Below are 18976 nucleotides of genomic sequence, written 5' to 3' on the forward strand. Positions count from 1 at the left end.
TCAATGAACCTCGACCACGTCGCCCTGCAAACGCTGCAAGGCATCGGTTACCGGCTGGGGCAGCAACTGGCGCAGGCAGTTGTAGTGGCCGAAACGGCAGGTACGCTCAAAGCACGGGCTGCAATCCAGGCCCAGGCGCACCACTTCGACCTTGTCGGCTAACGGCGGAGTGAAGCCTGGGGATGTGGAGCCGTACACGGCCACCAGCGGACGGTTCAGCGCCGCCGCCACATGCATCAGGCCGGAGTCGTTGGACACCACCGAATCGGCGCACGACAACAGGTCGATGGCCTCGGCCAGGGACGTGTCGCCACTGAGGTTCACCGCCTCTTCACGCAGACCGGGAATCAGGCGCTGACGAATGTCTTCACCCACCGAATGATCGTTCTTGGAGCCGAACAACCACACCTGCCAGCCTTCGCGGATCTTGGTTTCGGCGACTTTGGCGTAATGCTCCGACGGCCAACGCTTGGACTCGCCAAATTCGGCGCCCGGGCACAAGGCCAATACGGGCCGATCCAGGGTCAGGCCGAACTTGGCCAGCGCCGCGTCGCGGGTCACCGGGTCGATCTGCAAGCTGGGGCGCGGGTACGGCTTGGGCAGTTCAGTGCCCGGCTCGTAGGCCAAAGCCATAAAGCGTTCGATCATCAACGGGTAACGGGCTTTATCCAGGGTGCGCACGTCATTGAGCAGCACATAGCGAAACTCGCCGCGCCAGCCGGTGCGCTTGGGGATACCGGCAAAGTACGGCACCAGCGCCGACTTCAGCGAGTTAGGCAGCAGGATCGCCTGGTCGTACTGGCCGGCCATGGACTTGCCGATGCGTCGGCGGGTCGCCAACTCCAGGGCGCCGTGGCCGAGCGGGAAGCTCAAGGCCTTGCGCACCTCGGGCATGCGCTCAAGGATCGGCCGGCTCCACTCAGGGGCTAGCACGTCGATCTGGCAGTCTGGATAGCGCAGGCGCAGGCACTGAAACAGTGTCTGTGCCATCACCATGTCACCGACCCAACTGGGCCCAACGATCAGAATATTCATGTAGTTTCCACAAACGATGCGGGGAGGCCTATGCCTCCCCGCCTCGATAATGACTGTAGATCGCGGTGCGCCAGGGAGCATCTTTATGTGGGAGCTGGCTTGCCTGCGATCGCATCACCTCGGTATCCCTGATAAACCGAGGCGCCTGCATCGCGGGCAAGCCCGGCTCCCACATTAATCCGCATCCCATATAAAAATTGGCGTCGCCAATCAGTCGAGTTTCAATTTAAGCCCAGCGCCTGCCAAATTCGCATCACCTGTCGCCGCTCGTCGGCGAACTGGTCCCCGGCTACCGTACCGGCCTCGTTCTGCAAAGCCTGGCGGTGCGCGGCTGAGCGGTAAGCCTTGTACACTTCACGCAGCAAATGGGCATCGGCGGCGGGCATCAGCCCGACCTGCTCCAGGCCCTCCAGAATGCGGATATTGTCGGTGTAGCGCAGCAACGATGGATGTTGCGCAGACCACGCCAAAGCCGCGTATTGCACCATAAATTCAATATCGACGATACCTCCGGCGTCCTGCTTGAGGTCGAACAGCGCCGTGGCCTCGAAGGCATTGGCGCCCCTGCCGGCCGTCGTGGCCTTGGTGCCCAGGTTGTCACGCATCTTGGCACGCATCTCGCTGACCTCCTGGCGCAGCTTCTCCAAGTCCCGCTCACGCCCCAACACGTTAGCCCGTACCTGCTCGAACGCCCGGCCTACATCCTGGCTACCCACCAGCACCCGCGCACGGATCAGGGCCTGATGTTCCCAGGTCCAGGCTTCATTTTGTTGATAGCGATCAAACGCCCCCAGGGAACTCACCAACAAGCCGGATGCGCCGGAAGGTCGCAGGCGCATGTCCACTTCATACAGCTGCCCAGAGTTGGTCTGGGTGGTCAGCAGGTGAATGATGCGCTGGCCCAGGCGTGTAAAGAATTGCGCGCCATCGATCGGCTTGGCACCGTCCGTCTCGGCCTGGGGGTCGCCGTCATGGATAAACACCAGGTCCAGGTCCGAACCATGCCCCAGTTCGATGCCGCCGACTTTCCCATAACCGACAATGATGAACCCAGGATCGCACAGGGTGCCGTCCAGGCGCTGCGGCGAGCCGTGACGCGCGACCGTCTGGCGCCAGGCCAGGGCCAGCACTTGTTCAAGAATGGCTTCGGCCAGCCAGGTGAGGTAGTCGCTGACTTTCATCAACGGCAGGCTGCCGGCGATTTCGGAAGCGGCCACCCGCAGGCGGTGCGCCAGCTTGAAATGGCGCAAGGCTTCCATTTGTTGCTCAAGGTCATCTTCGGGAATGCGCGTGAGGCGCTCGCGCAACTCAGCGGCCAGCTCCGGCGCCAGCGGCGGCTTGAACAAGCGGCCTTCGTTGAGCAATTCATCGAGCAACAGCGGGAAACGGGTGATCTGCTCGGCGATCCATGGGCTGGCCGCGCACAATGTCAGCAGGCGACGCAGGGCGTCGGGGTTCTCGGTCAGCAACACCAGGTAGGCCGAACGCCGGGCCACGGCTTCCACCAGCGGCAACACGCGCTCCAGCACCAGGTCCGGGTTGGCATGTTCAACGGCCTGGGCCAGCAGGCGCGGGATGAACGCATCCAGGCGCTCACGCCCCAGGCGCTGCATGGCGCGCAACTGCGGGCTGGCACGCAGGCTGGCCAACGCCTTGAGGGCCTTGGGGGCATCGGTGAAACCACCTTCACTCAGTTGACGGCACGCCGCGTCGTCATCCTGGGATTCCTCCCACAGTGGCAACCATTCACCACCGACCACCAATTCGCTTTCTTCGCCTTCTTCCTCATCAGGGTCGGCAATCACCTGGCGAAAGTGCCAGTCCACGCGACCACGCCAGTACATCAGGCGCTCGTGGAACGCGGCCCAGTCACTGAAGCCAAGCATAAAGGCAATGCGCGCCTGGTCTTCGGGGCTGTCCGGCAGCATTTGCGTCTGGCGGTCGGCAATCGCCTGGATCGCATGCTCGGTGTAGCGCAGGAACTCGTAACCGCTGCGCAGCTCGCTGATCACCGCCGCGGGCAAATAACCCTGGCCTTCCAGCGTGCCCAGCACGTTCAACAGCGGGCGTTGCTGCAGGCTGAGGTCGCGGCCGCCATGGATCAGCTGGAATGCCTGCGCGATAAATTCCACCTCACGAATGCCGCCCGCGCCCAGCTTGATATTGTCGGCCATGCCCTTGCGCCGCACTTCCTGCTGGATCAGTTGCTTCATGGTGCGCAGCGCTTCGATGGCCGAGAAGTCCAGATAACGGCGATAGACAAACGGGCGCAGCATGTCGAGCAGTTGCGCGCCAGCCGCCTGGTCCCCGGCCACCACCCGCGCCTTGATCATGGCGTAGCGCTCCCAGTCCCGGCCCTGGTCCTGGTAGTACTGCTCCAGCGCGTTGAAGCTGAGCACCAGGGCGCCGGCCGAACCGTAGGGACGCAGGCGCATGTCGACGCGGAAGACAAAACCGTCGACGGTCATCGGGTCCAGGGCCTTGATCAGTTTTTGACCCAGGCGAATAAAGAACTCCTGATTATCCAGGGCGCGCTTCACGCCCACCGTTTCACCACCTTCGGGATAAGCGAAGATCAAGTCGATATCCGACGACAGGTTCAGCTCCACTGCACCGAGCTTGCCCATACCGAGGATGACCATGTGCTGTGCCTCGCCGCTGCGTGCGCCGGTCGGCGTGCCGAACTGGGCGCAGTGGCGCTGGTACAGCCATTGATAGGCCTGGTCGATGCAGGCGTCGGCCATGTCGGACAGATCGCGACAGGTTTGCACCAGATCAGCCTGCCGTGTGAGGTCGCGCCAGATGATGCGCACCTGCTGGCGCGTGCGTTGGCGGCGCAGCATACGGCCCAGCTCATCTTCTGTTTCGGCCTGTTGCACGGCACCGGCTATCTGGCTGCACAGCTCGCCGGGCGCAAAGCCGCGGTCCAGCTCGCCCCAGGCCGCCAGTTCAAGCAACATCAAAGGGTCACGAACACTCTGTTCAATGACGAAATCACTGGCGGCGCACACGCGAGCGAAGTCGGCCCACCGTTGCGGCGTCCACGCAGAAAGGCCATGATCGTCGTCCAGCGCGGCCACTGCGTCACGAAATGACTGCTCGGCCCGGCTGGCGTAAGGCAACAGAATGGCCGGCAGTTCGGCCAGCGTTGGAAGGCTCATGGTCTATCCTTGATCGGCGTGTAAATGGCGTGTAGTTGTGAAGGCAAGAGCCATGCTCGGTGAAGGACTGTCGAACAAAGGTTAGAAATAGCTGAAATTAAATCAATCTTGGCAGGCAACATCAAAGTTTCACCTTTTCTTGTTCGCAATAGACCAACAATAACGATTATGCTCACCAGCAAGACCGATCCATACGCTCAGTCTTGTGTAGTTTTACTACTCGTATATACATTCGAAAGGCTGAAATGGCCGACGATTTGTAGTAAAACTACAGGACGCCGAAGCAACCTTCGGCCATCCAAGAATTTATGTCGTCTGCCCACAAGGCCAGTCGCAAACTTCAGGCAACCGATTCTGGTAGCCTTTCCGCCCTGGAGCAAGCCATGCAAGACCTCGATCCCGTCGAAACCCAGGAATGGCTGGACGCCCTGGAATCGGTTCTCGACAAAGAAGGCGAAGACCGTGCTCACTACCTGATGACCCGTATGGGCGAACTCGCGACCCGCAGCGGCTCGCAACTGCCTTACGCCATCACTACGCCATACCGCAACACCATCCCCGTTACCCACGAAGCACGCATGCCTGGCGACCTGTTCATGGAACGCCGCATTCGCTCGCTGGTACGTTGGAACGCCATGGCGATGGTAATGCGCACGAACTTGAAAGATTCGGACCTGGGCGGTCACATCTCCAGCTTCGCTTCCAGCGCAACCCTGTATGACATCGGCTTCAACTACTTCTTCCAGGCCCCGACCGACGAACACGGCGGCGACCTGATCTACTTCCAGGGCCACACCTCGCCAGGCGTCTACGCCCGTGCGTTCATGGAAGGTCGCATCAGCGAAGAACAAATGAACAACTTCCGCCAGGAAGTCGACGGTCAGGGCCTTTCGTCCTACCCGCACCCTTGGCTGATGCCTGATTTCTGGCAGTTCCCGACCGTTTCCATGGGTCTGGGCCCGATCCAGGCGATCTACCAGGCACGCTTCATGAAGTACCTGGAAGCCCGTGGTTTCATCCCTGAAGGCAAGCAGAAAGTCTGGTGCTTCCTCGGCGACGGCGAGTGCGACGAGCCGGAATCCCTGGGTGCCATTTCCCTGGCCGGCCGCGAGAAGCTCGACAACCTGATCTTCGTCATCAACTGCAACCTGCAGCGCCTCGACGGCCCGGTTCGCGGCAATGGCAAGATCATCCAGGAACTCGAAGGCGTGTTCCGCGGTGCTCAGTGGAACGTGACCAAAGTCATCTGGGGCCGCTTCTGGGACCCACTGCTGGCCAAGGACGTCGACGGTATTTTGCAGCGTCGCATGGACGAAGTCATCGACGGCGAGTACCAGAACTACAAAGCCAAAGACGGCGCGTTCGTCCGTGAGCACTTCTTCAACACGCCTGAACTCAAGGCGATGGTTGCCGACCTGTCCGACGACGAGATCTGGAAGCTCAACCGTGGCGGCCACGACCCGTACAAGGTCTACGCGGCGTACCACGAAGCGGTCAACCATAAAGAACAACCGACCGTCATCCTGGCCAAGACCATCAAGGGTTATGGCACCGGTGCCGGCGAAGCGAAGAACACCGCGCACAACACCAAGAAAGTCGATGTCGACAGCCTGAAATTGTTCCGCGACCGATTCGACATCCCGGTCAAGGACGAAGAGCTGGAGAACCTGCCGTTCTTCAAGCCGGAGCCAAACAGCGCCGAAGCCCGCTACCTGAGCGAGCGTCGCAGTGCACTGGGCGGTTTCGTGCCACAGCGCCGCGCCAACAGCTTCAGCGTTCCGACGCCAGACCTGAGCACCCTCAAGGCTATCCTTGACGGCTCGGGCGACCGTGAAATCTCCACCACCATGGCCTTCGTGCGCATCCTGGCGCAGCTGGTCAAGGACAAGGACATCGGCCCGCGCATCGTCCCGATCATCCCGGACGAAGCCCGTACCTTCGGTATGGAAGGCATGTTCCGTCAGTTGGGCATCTACTCCTCCGTCGGCCAGCTCTACGAGCCAGTCGATAAAGACCAGGTGATGTTCTACAAGGAAGACAAGAAGGGCCAGATCCTCGAAGAAGGCATCAACGAAGCGGGCGCCATGAGCTCCTTCATCGCTGCCGGTACTTCGTACTCCAGCCACAACCAGCCAATGCTGCCGTTCTACATCTTCTACTCGATGTTCGGCTTCCAGCGTATCGGCGACCTGGCCTGGGCAGCAGGCGACAGCCGTACCCGTGGCTTCCTGATCGGCGGTACCGCCGGCCGCACCACGCTGAACGGCGAAGGCCTGCAACACGAAGACGGTCACAGCCACATCCTGGCTGCCACCATCCCGAACTGCCGCACCTTTGATCCAACCTACGGCTATGAGCTGGCGGTGATCATCCAGGACGGCATGAAGAAGATGACCGAAGAGCAGCAGGACGTTTTCTACTACATCACCGTGATGAACGAGTCCTACCAGCAGCCAGCCATGCCGGCCGGTGTGGAAGAAGGCATCATCAAGGGCATGTACCTGCTCGAAGAAGACACCAAGGAAGCGGCGCATCACGTACAGCTGATGGGCTCCGGCACCATCCTGCGTGAAGTGCGTGAAGCGGCGAAGATCCTGCGCGACGAGTTCAACGTCGGTGCCGACGTATGGAGCGTCACCAGCTTCAACGAACTGCGCCGCGACGGCCTGGCCGTGGAGCGCAGCAACCGTCTGCACCCTGGCCAGAAGCCAGCCAAGAGCTACGTCGAAGAGTGCCTGGCCGGCCGTAAGGGTCCAGTCATTGCCTCTACCGACTACATGAAACTGTTTGCTGAACAAATTCGCCAGTGGGTCCCGTCCAAGGAATTCAAAGTCCTGGGCACCGATGGTTTCGGCCGCAGTGACAGCCGCAAGAAGCTGCGTCACTTCTTCGAAGTCGACCGTCACTTCGTGGTGTTGGCAGCCCTGGAAGCCTTGGCTGACCGTGGTGAGATCGAACCCAAGGTGGTGGCTGACGCCATCGTCAAGTTCGGGATCAACCCGGAAAAACGCAACCCACTGGACTGCTGAGGAGATTTTTTGTGAGCGAACTCATTCGCGTACCTGACATCGGCAGCGGTGAAGGTGAAGTAATCGAGCTGTTTGTGAAGGTCGGCGACACCGTCGAAGCCGACCAGAGCATCCTGACCCTGGAGTCGGACAAAGCGAGCATGGAAATCCCTGCTCCCAAGGCCGGCGTGGTCAAGAGCCTGAAAGTGAAGCTGGGCGACCGCCTGAAAGAAGGCGACGAACTGCTTGAGCTGGAAATCGAAGGTGCTGCTGATGCAGCCCCTGCGGCCGCGGCTCCGGCCGCCGCTGCACCTGCACCTGCTGCTGAAAAGCCTGCCGCTGCCGAGGCTGCTCCAGCCCCGGCCGCCGCACCTGCCGCCGCCACCGTCCAGGACATTCACGTCCCGGACATCGGCTCGTCGGGCAAGGCCAAGATCATCGAGCTGCTGGTCAAGGTCGGCGACACCGTCGAAGCCGACCAGTCGCTGATCACCCTGGAGTCCGACAAGGCCTCCATGGAGATTCCGTCGCCGGCTGCCGGCGTAGTGGAAAGCATCGCGGTCAAGCTGGAAGACGAAGTCGGCACCGGTGACTTCATCCTCAAGCTCAAAGTACAAGGTGCTGCGCCAGCCGCCGCACCAGCACCGGCTGCTGCTCCGGCGGCCAAGGCTGAAGCGGCACCTGCCGCTGCTGCACCTGCACCTGCCGCAAAAGCCGAAGCTGCGCCAGCCCCTGCGGCGGCTGCACCTGCGGCGGCTGCACCTGCGCCTAGCGGTGCCAAGGTGCATGCCGGCCCAGCCGTGCGTCAATTGGCCCGTGAATTCGGCGTCGAGCTGAGCGCCGTCTCGGCCAGCGGCCCGCACGGTCGCGTGCTGAAGGAAGACGTGCAGGCTTACGTCAAAGCCATGATGCAAAAAGCCAAGGAAGCTCCGGCTGCCGGCGGCGCTACCGGTGGTTCGGGCATTCCGCCGATCCGTACCGTGGATTTCAGCCGCTTCGGCGAAATCGAAGAAGTGCCGATGACCCGCCTGATGCAAATCGGCGCGGCAGGCCTGCATGCCAGCTGGTTGAACATCCCGCACGTGACCCAATTCGACCAGGCCGATATCACCGACCTGGAAGCGTTCCGCGTTGCGCAGAAAGCCGTGGCCGAAAAGGCCGGCGTGAAGCTGACCGTGCTGCCACTGCTGCTCAAGGCCTGCGCGCACCTGCTCAAGGAACTGCCGGACTTCAACAGCTCGCTGGCGCCAAGCGGCAAGGCGATCATTCGCAAGAAGTACGTGCACATCGGCTTTGCGGTTGACACCCCGGATGGCCTGCTGGTACCGGTCATCAAGAACGTCGACCAGAAGAGCTTGCTGCAGCTCGCTGGCGAAGCGGCTGCGCTGGCTGCCAAGGCCCGCGACAAGAAGCTCACCCCGGACGACATGCAGGGCTCCTGCTTCACCATCTCCAGCCTCGGCCACATTGGCGGTACTGGCTTCACGCCAATCGTCAACGCGCCGGAAGTGGCGATCCTGGGTGTGTCCAAGGCCACCATCCAGCCGGTGTGGGACGGTAAAGCGTTCCAACCCAAGCTGATGCTGCCACTGTCGCTGTCCTACGATCACCGCGTGATCAACGGCGCCGCGGCTGCGCGCTTCACCCAGCGCCTGAGCCAGTTGCTGAACGACATCCGCACCATCCTGCTGTAAGTCGCAGGGCCTTCCTGTTACCGGGAAGGCCCCTGCCACACCGATTTCCGAGCGCCACGCTCGTACCTCAACCCCGCCACTTGGCGGGGCTTTTTTTGCCTGTTTTTTGTAGGAGCGAGCTTGCTGTGGCGAGGGAGCTTGCTCCCGCTGGAGTGCGAAGCGCGCCCAAGATTTTGGGGCCGCTGCGCAGCCCAGCGCAAGCAAGCTTGCTCGCCACACGCAAGCACCCTACCTGCGTCAACGCACCATCGATCACCCCAATTACAGAAATCCCTCGCGCGGCCGATAACAGGCTTATAGCACTTAGCCTTCATCCTCTCTTGTCACTGCGTCCTGCATGATGCAACCTTGCCGCAGTCGACACTCAAGAGGGCGTGAGCCCAGCGCAGTGCGCATTTTCCCAAGCGAGTTTCCCCATGAAAAGCCAACCCGATGTCGCCCGTATGGCGGCCGAGGTAGTGACGCAATTACCGGTGCCTTCGCGCCTCGGTATGCTGCGTTTCGAGCGGCTTAATGAGGCAAGCTGGGCCCTGCTCTACCTCGATCCCAATTGCGAACGCCAGTTCGGCCTGCCGGCGGTTGAACTCTGCGCCTTGATCGGCACGCCCTACGCCAGCCTGATGGAACCCCAGGCGCGCTACCAGTTGCACGATGCGATCCAGCAGCAACTGGCCCACAGCCCCCATTATCTGGTGCGCTACAACCTGCACACCCATCACGGACCGCTGAGCGTGCTGGAGATGGGCGAGGCCTACAAACAACACAACCGCCACTTGGTGCGCGGCTACCTGATGGTGGTCGAGGGGCTGTTCAGCGAGAACAGCGCACCCGCCCCGACGGTCGACCTGGAAAACCAGAACAGCCGCCTGCAAATTGCCCTGGAGCTCAATCAGCGAGCACAGCAGGAACAGTTGCAGCATCTGGAGCGAGTGCGCGCCCAGCAAGAACTGATCCTGCTGCTGGCGCGCCAACGCTACACCACGCCAAACTCCCTGCAAGAAGCCGCTGAACTGATCACGCGCAGCGCCTGCGACATTTACCAGATCGACTGCGCCAGCATCTGGAACCTCGAAGGCCATCATCTGGTACCGATCTCCGCCTATCACCGCGCCGATCAACAACACCATCTGCCTGAAGCCATTGATGCCAGCGGCTTCCCGGATTACCTGGAAGCCCTGCACTCCAGCCGCGCCATCGACGCCACCCACGCCCTGCGCGACCCACGCACCCGGGAAATGGCCGAAAGCCTGCGCGCCAAGGACATCCACGCGATGCTCGACGCCAGCATCCGTGTCGACGGCCAGGTGGTCGGCGTGCTGTGCCTGGAGCAAGGTGGCAGCCCACGCGCCTGGCAGTCCGATGAAATCGCGTTCGCCGGCGAGCTGGCAGACCAGTTCGCCCAAGTCATCAACAACCACAACCGCCGCACTGCCACCAGCGCCCTGCACCTGTTCCAGCGCGCCGTGGAGCAAAGTGCCAACGCGTTCTTGCTGGTCAATTGCGACGGCGTGGTGGAGTACGTCAACCCCAGCTTCACCGCGATCACCCAGTACAGCGCCGAAGAAGTCCACGGCCATCGCCTGGCCCAACTGCCAGCCCTGGAGAACCTCAGCGAATTGCTGTTCGACGCGCCTTCGGCCCTGGCCAAAAGCAACAGCTGGCAAGGCGAGTTCAAGAGCCGCCGCAAGAACCTGGAACCCTACTGGGGCCAGCTGTCGATTTCCAAGGTGTATGGCGACAACCGTGAGCTGACCCACTACATCGGCATTTACGAAGACATCACCCAGACCAAGCTGGCGCAGCAGCGCATCGAACGCCTGGCCTACACTGACAACCTGACCAACCTGGGCAATCGCCCCGCGTTCATTCGCAACCTCGACGAGCGCTTTGCCCGCGACAGCGACAGCCCGATCAGCCTGCTGTTGGTGGACATCGACAACTTCAAGCGCATCAACGACAGCCTCGGCCACCAGACCGGCGACAAGTTGCTGATCAGCCTGGCGCGCCGCCTGCGCAACAGCTTGAGCAGCGGCGGCAGCCTGGCGCGTTTTGCCAGCAACGAATTCGCGGTGCTGTTGGACGATGCCGACCTTGAGACCGGCCAACTGGTGGCCAGCCAGTTGCTGACCACCCTCGACAAGCCGATGTTCGTCGACAACCAGTTGATCAGCGTCACCGGCTCCGTGGGCCTGGCCTGTGCGCCGCTGCATGGCCGCGACCCGCAGACCCTGATGCGCAACGCCGGCCTGGCCCTGCACAAGGCCAAGGCCAACGGTAAACACCAGGTGCAGGTGTTCACCGAAGCCCTGAATGCCGAGGCCAGCTACAAGCTGTTCGTGGAAAACAACCTGCGCCGTGCCCTGACCCAGAACGAGCTGGACGTGTTCTACCAGCCCAAGCTATGCCTGCGCAGCGGTCGCCTGCTGGGCATGGAAGCGCTGTTGCGCTGGAACCACCCGGAAAAAGGCATGATCCGCCCCGACCAGTTCATCAGCGTGGCTGAAGAAACCGGGCTGATTATCCCCATCGGCAAATGGATCGCGCGCCAGGCCTGCCGCATGAGCCGGCAATTGACGGCCGCAGGCCTGGGCAACTTGCAGGTGGCCATCAACCTGTCGCCCAAGCAATTTTCCGACCCGGACCTGGTGGCCTCGATTGCTACGATCCTCAAGGAGGAACAGCTGCCGGCCAACCTGCTGGAGCTGGAGCTGACCGAAGGCTTGCTGCTGGAAGCCACTGAAGATACGCGCCTGCAACTGGACCAGCTCAAGAGCTTTGGCCTGACCCTGGCGATGGACGACTTCGGCACCGGTTACTCGTCGCTGAGCTACTTGAAAAAATTCCCCATCGACATCATTAAGATTGATCGCAGCTTTATCCATGAAATCCCGGACAACCAGGACGACATGGAAATCACCTCGGCGGTGATCGCCATGGCCCACAACCTCAAACTCAAGGTCGTGGCCGAAGGCATCGAAACCGCTGAGCAGTTGGCGTTCCTGCGCCGGCACCGTTGCGACGTGGGCCAGGGCTACCTGTTCGACCGCCCGATCCCGGGTGCCGAGCTGATGCAGAGGCTTAAACGCTACCCGCGCGGGCCAATCGCCTGACAGCGCTGTAACACTCGGGCACACTGGCTGTCTGACAATTTACTGTTACTCAACCTGACGAGAGGACTGATCATGGTCTTGCGCTCGGAAATTCTGGTGAACAAAAACGTGCTGCCTACTCAAGAACAAGCGTTGCCTGGTCGTGAAACCCCGATGAAGTTGCCCGAGACGCACTTCGTCAACGGCAACCCACTGCTGGGTCCGTTTATTGATGACGTCGGTTTTGCGATCTTCGGCCTGGGTTGTTTCTGGGGCGCTGAACGTAAATTCTGGGAACGCGACGGCGTGGTCAGCACGGTGGTCGGCTACGCCGGCGGCTACACGCCGAACCCGACCTACGAAGAAGTCTGCTCAGGCCTGACCGGCCATAGCGAAGTGGTACTGGTGGTGTATGACCAGGCCAAGGTCAAGTACGAAGACTTGCTGAAGATGTTCTGGGAATTGCACAACCCGACCCAGGGCATGCGCCAGGGCAACGACATCGGCAGCCAGTACCGCTCGGTGATCTACGCCACCACGCCGGAGCAATTGGCGGCGGCCAAAGCCAGTGCCGAGGCTTATCAGCAAGAGCTGAGCAAGGCCGGCCTGGGTGAGATCACCACGGAAATCGAAGAGGCCCCGACGGTGTACTTCGCCGAGGCGTATCACCAGCAGTACCTGGCGAAGAATCCCCAGGGTTACTGTGGGATCGGCGGCACTGGCGTGACCTGCCCGATCTGACCCTTGTGCCATGATCATTCCCACGCTCCGCGTGGGAATGCCGTCCTGGACGCTCCGCGTCCGCTTTTAACATCGTGACGCGGAGCGTCACAGGCTGCGTTACCACGCGGAGCGCGGGAACGATTGGTTATTCGGCGATCAGCCAATCCATCTGCCAGCCACCCTGGGTCTGGCCCAGTTGCTTGGACAACCATGGCAGCAACTCACGCAATTCCTCTTCCAGGCCCCACGGCGGGTTGGCAATCGCCAGGCCCGAGCCGGTGAGGGTGTTGGGCGTGTCCAGCGGATGCACCAGCAACTCCACACGCAGCAGCTTCGGCGCACCGGTACCGGCCAGGTCCTGGTAGAAACGGCGCAACATGCGCTGGTCTTTCACCGGGTACCAGATCGCCGCGACCGTCTGGCGCATACGGCTGACGGCTTCCTTGAGGGACGCCGCGCAACGCTGCATTTCGTCGAGTTTTTCAAACGGCGGGTCGATCAGCATCAGCCCGCGCTTTTCCGGCACCGGCAGCAAGGCCCGTGGTACATGCCAGCCCTCGCCCAGGTGCACTTTGACGCGGCGATCACCCTTCATGTTGTCCTTGAGCAGCACGCCATCTTCCGGGTGCTTCTCATTGAGCAGCACACGGTCCTGGGGCCGTGTGAGGCGGCGCGCCAGTTCCGGCGAGCCCGGGTAGTAGCGTAACTGGCCATCCGGGTTCATCTCGTGCAACACGCGCATGTAGTCGGCGGTCAGCGGCGGCAGGTCGCTTGCGCCCCACAGGCGGGCGATGCCTTCCAGGTACTCACCGGTGCGGTTGGCCTGGTCGCCCTGCAAGTCATACAAGCCAATGCCTGCGTGAGTGTCGAGGTAGGCGAACGGCTGTTCCTTGCGCGACATCAGGGCGATGAGGCGGGTCAAGGTCAGGTGTTTGAAGACATCGGCATGGTTGCCGGCGTGAAAGGCGTGACGATAATTCATGGTTGCTCCTGCGCAGGGGGCGAAGTTTACCTTCTACCGGTGCAAAGGTGCAGGGCCGCATGGCGGGCGGCACGGAAGTAACGCTATCGCCAGGGGCTCAACTGAGCTGCGAGGCAAGGTAATCAGCCAGTGCACCATGGCTGATTTGCGGCCTGCGTGCGAAGTAGGCGACTTTATGCTGCAAGGTTGCTGGCGTAAACGCGGTGTAGAGGTCAGGGCGCTGTTCCTGAAGCCATTGCAACAGGTTGTCGACCAGCACCTGCGGTGACTGCTGCGCCATATGCTTGAGCAACGATTCCGGCACCTGCCACCAGGGGCTGGCTGGGGCCGCAGTGACTGGTTTGGCCGCCACCGACAGCGGCTGGCCGTTGATCAAGTAGCGCTGGAACACTGGCAACACGCGCCCGGCCTCGTCGCCTAATGACTGCAACATCGGCAAAAGGTGCGCGCCATCCCAGAAACGCAAAAACACCGGCTGGTTTTCAGAGAGGTACACCTGGGTCAAACCCTTAAAATGCGCGATCACCACCTCCAGCGGGCTGGACGAGACCGCCAGCCAGCCCCAATCCGGCGCTTGGGTGGTGGCTATCCAATCGAGAAAGGCACTGCTCGGCTCAACGACGCCAACGTAGGGCATGACCTCATCCCAGTCAGCGTAGGCCGTGCCCGCCCAGATCGGTCGCGGCATCTTTGCAGCGGCCGTGGCTTGCCAGGCGGCGAGCGGCTTGGCGTCGCTGGCATTGCCCAGCACGGCGTACAGCTGTTCATCAGGCTGCAACGGGTATTGCGCCAGCCAGGCATTGGGCGTCAAGAGCGCGGGCATCAGGTCGCACTCCGTGTATGGGCGTCGATGTCGCACTGGCCGTTCTTGCAGCGCTCGCATTCTTCGCAGAACGGCGCGCTGCGTTTGAGGCTGACCACTTGTGCACGGCTTAACGGCGCGGGAACCACGGTCAATAAAGTCTCTTTCAACCCTGGCATTAACGGCGCCGGCGTCGGGGCAGTCACGCTGCCGAGCTGGATCGGCACGCTGCTGAATATCCCGCCCGCTGACAACGTGATCGACTGTCCGCCCGCCTGGATCGTCACGCTGGCACCCGCATCAATGATGATGCTTTGCCCGGCCCCCAGCGCAATGATTTGCCCGGCACGCATGTGCTGCGAACCGCCAACCACCAGATGGTCATCCTGCTTGAGCTCGGTCAAACGGTTGCCGTGGGTGATGCGCTGCTCCTGGCCCTGCAACTCATGGCGCGACTCGCCGCCCACCTGCACGCGACGCTGGTTATCGACCTGTACCTGTTGATCATGCAGCACATGTTGGGTCCAGTCCCGCTGGGCGCGCAGGTAGATTTCCTCGGCACCCTTGCGGTCCTCGATACGCAGTTCGTTGTAGCCACCACCGCCAGGGCTGCTCTGGCTACGCCAGAGACTGCGGGTCTTGTCCGCGGGCAGGTCGAGGGGCACAGGCGTGGCGGCGTTGGGCAGGCACCCCACCACCAGCGGCATGTCCATGTCGCCATTGACGAACCCCACCAGCACTTCCATGCCCACCCGGGGTATCAGCACCACGCCATAACGGTCATGGGCCCAGCCGCTGGCGACCCGCAGCCAGCAACTGGAATGGTCGTTGTGCTCACCGGCACGATCCCAGGCCAGTTGCACCTTGACCCGGCCGTACTCGTCACAGTGGACCTCACTGTCAACCGGGCCGGTAACCACCGCGCTTTGATACCCCGATATCGTCGGGCGCGGCTGCTCCGGCAAGGGCGGACGAAACACCGCATCCCATGGCGCGGCGACAAACGCGTTGCGATACCCTTGGCGCAGTTCCCGTCCGTCCTCCTCGGTGACCGCCTCCTCCAGCACCTGAGGCTGCTTGCCTTCATGGCGCACCTGCGTCACCAGCCACAGATCGTTCCAGTCCTCGCGGGGGTGCTCACGCAACTGCAGAAACCGGCCACTGGCCAACGCCGGCTCATCGCCCTGGCCATGGGCACTGCGATAGTCGCTGCGGTACCGCTCCAGGCCACGCTGGGCGAGGCATCTGCCTTGGGCCCGGTCGGAAAAGTTGCCGGGGTAGTGCTGTGCTTCAAGCTTGGGCAATGACTCGTCGACGGCTGCGCTTTCCAGCTCGACACGGGGTTTGCGAAAGTCGTAATCGCGAAGATTCAACGCCGTGGTGCAGGTCGCCAATTGCAAGGTGAAACGCTTGATCGCAGGGGTAGCGGCGACCATTCCCGAACCAGGCCGGTACGGCGTGGGCCGATCTGCCTGGGCAAATACGGTCTGGTCATCGCCAAACACCAGCAGATGCCCTGCGGGGGAATGCTGGAAGTGATAGTGAATACCCAGCTCGGCACACAGACGCTGGATGAACGCCAGGTCGCTCTCGCCGAACTGCACGCAATATTCGCGCTCAGGGTAATCACCGCTCAACCGGAACTCGAAGCGGTCACTGTGAATCCCCTGCCCGGCCAGCACCTGGGCAACAACCTGCGGCACCGTCTTATGCTGGAAAATACGCTGGTGACTGCTGTGCGCCAGGTACGCCAGATGCGGCGCAAGGCTGAGCTGGTAACGCGTCAAGCGCCGCCCCGAGTCGCCCTGGGCTACCCGATACACCAGGCCATGAACGCCATGCCCCTGATCATCGAAGCCCAAGTACACCTGGCGATGCAGCAAGCCCTCCAGATCGATATCCGGCTGCTCGCAGACCAGCTCAAGTTCAAACCGGTAAGGCTGGCTGATGGCCTCGGTGCCGTTGAACGCGAATACCTTGAAGTCACTGGGCGCCCCATCCAGGGCCAGGGTAAATGCAGGTTGGTTGGCAGGAGCGAACATCCGGTGTTTCTCTGCGAAGGGTGGGCGGCCGATTCTGCACCAGCTTACGGCCGGCCTGGGTTCATCTGCGGTAAATCAGTAAGGTCCTACCGCAGTCTTCATTAACCGACCCTCGAGCGTGCGTAGCAAGCCGTGCTAGCGTAATAACTTCTTTCCTCGACACTGCACGGGAAAACGCATGGCTACCCGCTACGCAAAAATCATTCTGACGCTGGCCCTGGCGGCCTTTGCCACCTTGGTTGCCTTCAACAACATTACCGATTACGACTCCAACTTCGCCTTCGTAAAGCATGTGCTGAGCATGGATACCTTATTACCCGACAACGCCGCCATGTACCGCGCGATCACCACGCCCTCGCTGTGGCACGCGGCCTATGCCCTGATCATCCTCGGTGAGGCGTTGACCGCGCTGCTGCTGGCGCGAGGCGCGCTATCGCTGTGGCGCGCACGACACGCCAGCGGCGCCGACTTCAACCGCGCCAAGGCAGGTGCTATCACGGGCCTCACCCTCGGCTTCTTGGTGTGGTTTTTTGGTTTTATGGTGGTGGGCGGCGAGTGGTTCCTGATGTGGCAATCCCAGCAATGGAACGGCCAGGAAGCGGCGTTCAAGTTCTACATGGCGATTCTAGGCGTGCTGATATTTCTTAATCAGGCCGACACAGACCCGAGCCCATAAAAAAAGGCCCGTCATCCTTAGGATGCGGGCCTTTTCTCATTCAGCGAGCGCTCAGCGCCCAGCGAATTACTTGTTCAAGTTGTAATCTTTTTCCGCAGCATCAAAACGCTCGACCATACCCACCGTCGGTGCGCCCATCTTGCTCACGAAGTAGATCGCCAGGCTGGCGAAGATGAAGCCTGGGATGATTTCGTACAGGCCCAGCAATTCGAAGTGTTTCCACACGATCACGGTGATCGCGCCGACCAGGATGCCGGCCAGGGCGCCGTTGCGGGTCATGTGTTTCCAGATGACCGAGATCAGTACCACGGGGCCGAAGGCTGCACCGAAACCGGCCCAGGCGTAGCTGACCAGGCCCAGTACGCGGTTTTCCGGGTTGGCGGCCATGGCGATGGCGATCAAGGCCACTACCAGCACCATGATGCGACCGACCCATACCAGCTCAAGCTGGGAAGCGCCTTTGCGCAGGAACGCCTTGTAGAAGTCTTCGGTCAGGGCGCTGGAGCACACCAGCAGTTGGCAGCTCAGGGTGCTCATCACAGCCGCCAGAATGGCCGACAGCAACACACCGGCAACCCATGGGTTGAACAGGATTTTGGCCAGTTCGATAAACACACGCTCTGGGTTTTCAGTCACCGGGCCTGCCACTTCCGGGTGCGCCGAGAAGTAAGCGATACCGAAGAAGCCCACCGCCACGGTGCCGCCCAGGCACAGGATCATCCAGGTCATGGAGATGCGACGCGCCTTGGCGATCGACTTAACCGAGTCCGCCGCCATGAAACGCGCGAGGATGTGCGGCTGGCCGAAGTAGCCCAGGCCCCAACCCATCAACGAAATAACGCCGATGAAGGTGGTGTTTTTCAGCATGTCGAAGCTGGTCGGATCCTTGGCTTCAATGGCCAGGAAGGTGGTGTCTACGCCGCCGGTAGCCAGCAGCACGATGATCGGCGTAAGGATCAGCGCGAAGATCATCAGCGTGGCTTGTACGGTGTCGGTCCAGCTGACTGCCAGGAAACCACCGATGAAGGTGTAGGCAATAGTCGCCGCAGCACCGGCCCACAGCGCGGTCTCGTAGGACATGCCGAATGTGCTTTCGAACAGGCGGGCGCCGGCGACGATGCCGGAGGCGCAGTAGATGGTGAAGAACACCAGGATCACCACGGCGGAGATGATCCGCAGCAGGCCGCTTTTATCTTCGAAGCGGCTGGAGAAGTAATCCGGCAGGGTCAGGGCGTCGCCGTTGTGTTCGGTCTGCACGCGCAGGCGGCCGGCCACGAACAACCAGTTGAGGTAGGCACCGACGATCAGGCCGATGGCAATCCAGCTTTCCGACAGACCGGACATGTAGATCGCGCCCGGCAAGCCCATCAACAGCCAGCCGCTCATGTCGGAAGCACCGGCGGACAAGGCTGTCACCACGCTACCGAGGCTGCGACCGCCCAGGATGTAATCGGAAAGGTTGTTGGTGGAGCGATAGGCCATCAGGCCGATCAGCACCATTGCTGCGATGTAGATCACGAACGTGATCAGGGTTGGATTACTAACGCTCATAGGAGTGACGCCCTGGCTTTGTTTTTATGTAGCGACGGTCATGGGGACGGCCACCCGTGGATAACCGGATAGACGAACCTGCATGCCGCGCATTTATGACTGGCGTTTCCCCAGGAAAGCCGCCAGCCGATGAACCCACCCAGAGGGTTGGTTGCACCTTGGTGCGCGAATGCTATTCAACAAAGCAAATAAGGTGCAACCAGTTTCTGCCGA

General features: G+C 61.5%; 11 protein-coding genes. 5 read left to right on the forward strand and 6 right to left on the reverse strand.

The window, feature by feature from the left end:
* Positions 1-1035, reverse strand: a complete 1035-nt coding sequence (gene waaF, locus AC07S6_RS24810; RefSeq protein WP_495113254.1) for a lipopolysaccharide heptosyltransferase II — start codon at positions 1033-1035, stop codon at positions 1-3.
* 221 nt (positions 1036-1256) lie between these two features.
* Complete coding sequence (gene glnE, locus AC07S6_RS24815) at positions 1257-4196, reverse strand: bifunctional [glutamate--ammonia ligase]-adenylyl-L-tyrosine phosphorylase/[glutamate--ammonia-ligase] adenylyltransferase (protein ID WP_019818314.1); 2940 nt, start codon at positions 4194-4196, stop codon at positions 1257-1259.
* Positions 4197-4579: 383 nt separating this feature from the next.
* Here glnE and aceE point away from each other — a divergent pair, with 383 nt between their 5' ends.
* The 4 genes from aceE to msrA all read left to right on the forward strand — a co-directional run bounded on the left by aceE (position 4580) and on the right by msrA (position 12728).
* On the forward strand, positions 4580-7225 hold the full coding sequence (gene aceE, locus AC07S6_RS24820) for a pyruvate dehydrogenase (acetyl-transferring), homodimeric type (RefSeq protein WP_003187985.1): 2646 nt from the start codon (positions 4580-4582) through the stop codon (positions 7223-7225).
* Positions 7226-7236: 11 nt separating this feature from the next.
* Positions 7237-8898 (forward strand): dihydrolipoyllysine-residue acetyltransferase, encoded by a 1662-nt coding sequence (aceF, locus tag AC07S6_RS24825; protein WP_495113255.1) that lies wholly within the window; start codon positions 7237-7239, stop codon positions 8896-8898.
* 416 nt (positions 8899-9314) lie between these two features.
* The gene (locus AC07S6_RS24830) at positions 9315-12008 is read left to right on the forward strand and encodes a putative bifunctional diguanylate cyclase/phosphodiesterase (RefSeq protein ID WP_495113256.1); all 2694 of its coding nucleotides are present in this window, start codon (positions 9315-9317) and stop codon (positions 12006-12008) included.
* Positions 12009-12080: 72 nt separating this feature from the next.
* Entirely contained in the window at positions 12081-12728 is a 648-nt protein-coding gene (gene msrA / locus AC07S6_RS24835; RefSeq protein ID WP_495113257.1) for a peptide-methionine (S)-S-oxide reductase MsrA, read from the forward strand.
* Between the two features lie 127 nt (positions 12729-12855).
* Here the strand turns inward: msrA and AC07S6_RS24840 are convergent, their stop codons facing one another.
* The 3 genes from AC07S6_RS24840 to AC07S6_RS24850 all read right to left on the reverse strand — a co-directional run bounded on the left by AC07S6_RS24840 (position 12856) and on the right by AC07S6_RS24850 (position 16536).
* Entirely contained in the window at positions 12856-13692 is an 837-nt protein-coding gene (locus AC07S6_RS24840; protein ID WP_014716619.1) for a 23S rRNA (adenine(2030)-N(6))-methyltransferase RlmJ, read from the reverse strand.
* A 97-nt stretch (positions 13693-13789) separates the two neighbouring features.
* The gene (locus tag AC07S6_RS24845; RefSeq protein WP_060764896.1) at positions 13790-14515 is read right to left on the reverse strand and encodes a DUF4123 domain-containing protein; all 726 of its coding nucleotides are present in this window, start codon (positions 14513-14515) and stop codon (positions 13790-13792) included.
* Positions 14515-16536 carry a type VI secretion system Vgr family protein gene (locus AC07S6_RS24850; RefSeq protein WP_495113258.1) on the reverse strand — a complete coding sequence of 674 codons (2022 nt, stop codon included), beginning with the start codon at positions 16534-16536 and terminating at the stop codon, positions 14515-14517. Before AC07S6_RS24850 ends, AC07S6_RS24845 begins: the two co-directional genes overlap by 1 nt.
* Positions 16537-16714: 178 nt before the next feature.
* On the opposite strand from AC07S6_RS24850, the gene AC07S6_RS24855 reads away from it, so the two are divergent.
* A complete protein-coding gene (locus AC07S6_RS24855; protein WP_495113259.1) occupies positions 16715-17212 on the forward strand; it encodes a DUF2165 family protein in 498 nt (165 codons plus the stop codon).
* Positions 17213-17278: 66 nt separating this feature from the next.
* On the opposite strand, the gene putP is transcribed toward AC07S6_RS24855, so the two are convergent.
* Complete coding sequence (gene putP / locus AC07S6_RS24860) at positions 17279-18763, reverse strand: sodium/proline symporter PutP (protein ID WP_034125609.1); 1485 nt, start codon at positions 18761-18763, stop codon at positions 17279-17281.
* Positions 18764-18976: the final 213 nt, after the last annotated feature.

The organism is Pseudomonas sp. GW821-FHT07B01, from assembly GCF_059419065.1.

What these genes read in the sequence shown, in the direction of transcription:
- waaF (WP_495113254.1), bottom strand. Translation starts at nt 1,035, where the DNA reads ATGAATATTCTGATCGTTGGGCCCAGTTGGGTCGGTGACATGGTGATG.
- glnE (WP_019818314.1), bottom strand. Translation starts at nt 4,196, where the DNA reads ATGAGCCTTCCAACGCTGGCCGAACTGCCGGCCATTCTGTTGCCTTAC.
- aceE (WP_003187985.1), top strand. Translation starts at nt 4,580, where the DNA reads ATGCAAGACCTCGATCCCGTCGAAACCCAGGAATGGCTGGACGCCCTG.
- AC07S6_RS24830 (WP_495113256.1), top strand. Translation starts at nt 9,315, where the DNA reads ATGAAAAGCCAACCCGATGTCGCCCGTATGGCGGCCGAGGTAGTGACG.
- msrA (WP_495113257.1), top strand. Translation starts at nt 12,081, where the DNA reads ATGGTCTTGCGCTCGGAAATTCTGGTGAACAAAAACGTGCTGCCTACT.
- AC07S6_RS24840 (WP_014716619.1), bottom strand. Translation starts at nt 13,692, where the DNA reads ATGAATTATCGTCACGCCTTTCACGCCGGCAACCATGCCGATGTCTTC.
- AC07S6_RS24845 (WP_060764896.1), bottom strand. Translation starts at nt 14,515, where the DNA reads ATGCCCGCGCTCTTGACGCCCAATGCCTGGCTGGCGCAATACCCGTTG.
- AC07S6_RS24850 (WP_495113258.1), bottom strand. Translation starts at nt 16,536, where the DNA reads ATGTTCGCTCCTGCCAACCAACCTGCATTTACCCTGGCCCTGGATGGG.
- AC07S6_RS24855 (WP_495113259.1), top strand. Translation starts at nt 16,715, where the DNA reads ATGGCTACCCGCTACGCAAAAATCATTCTGACGCTGGCCCTGGCGGCC.
- putP (WP_034125609.1), bottom strand. Translation starts at nt 18,763, where the DNA reads ATGAGCGTTAGTAATCCAACCCTGATCACGTTCGTGATCTACATCGCA.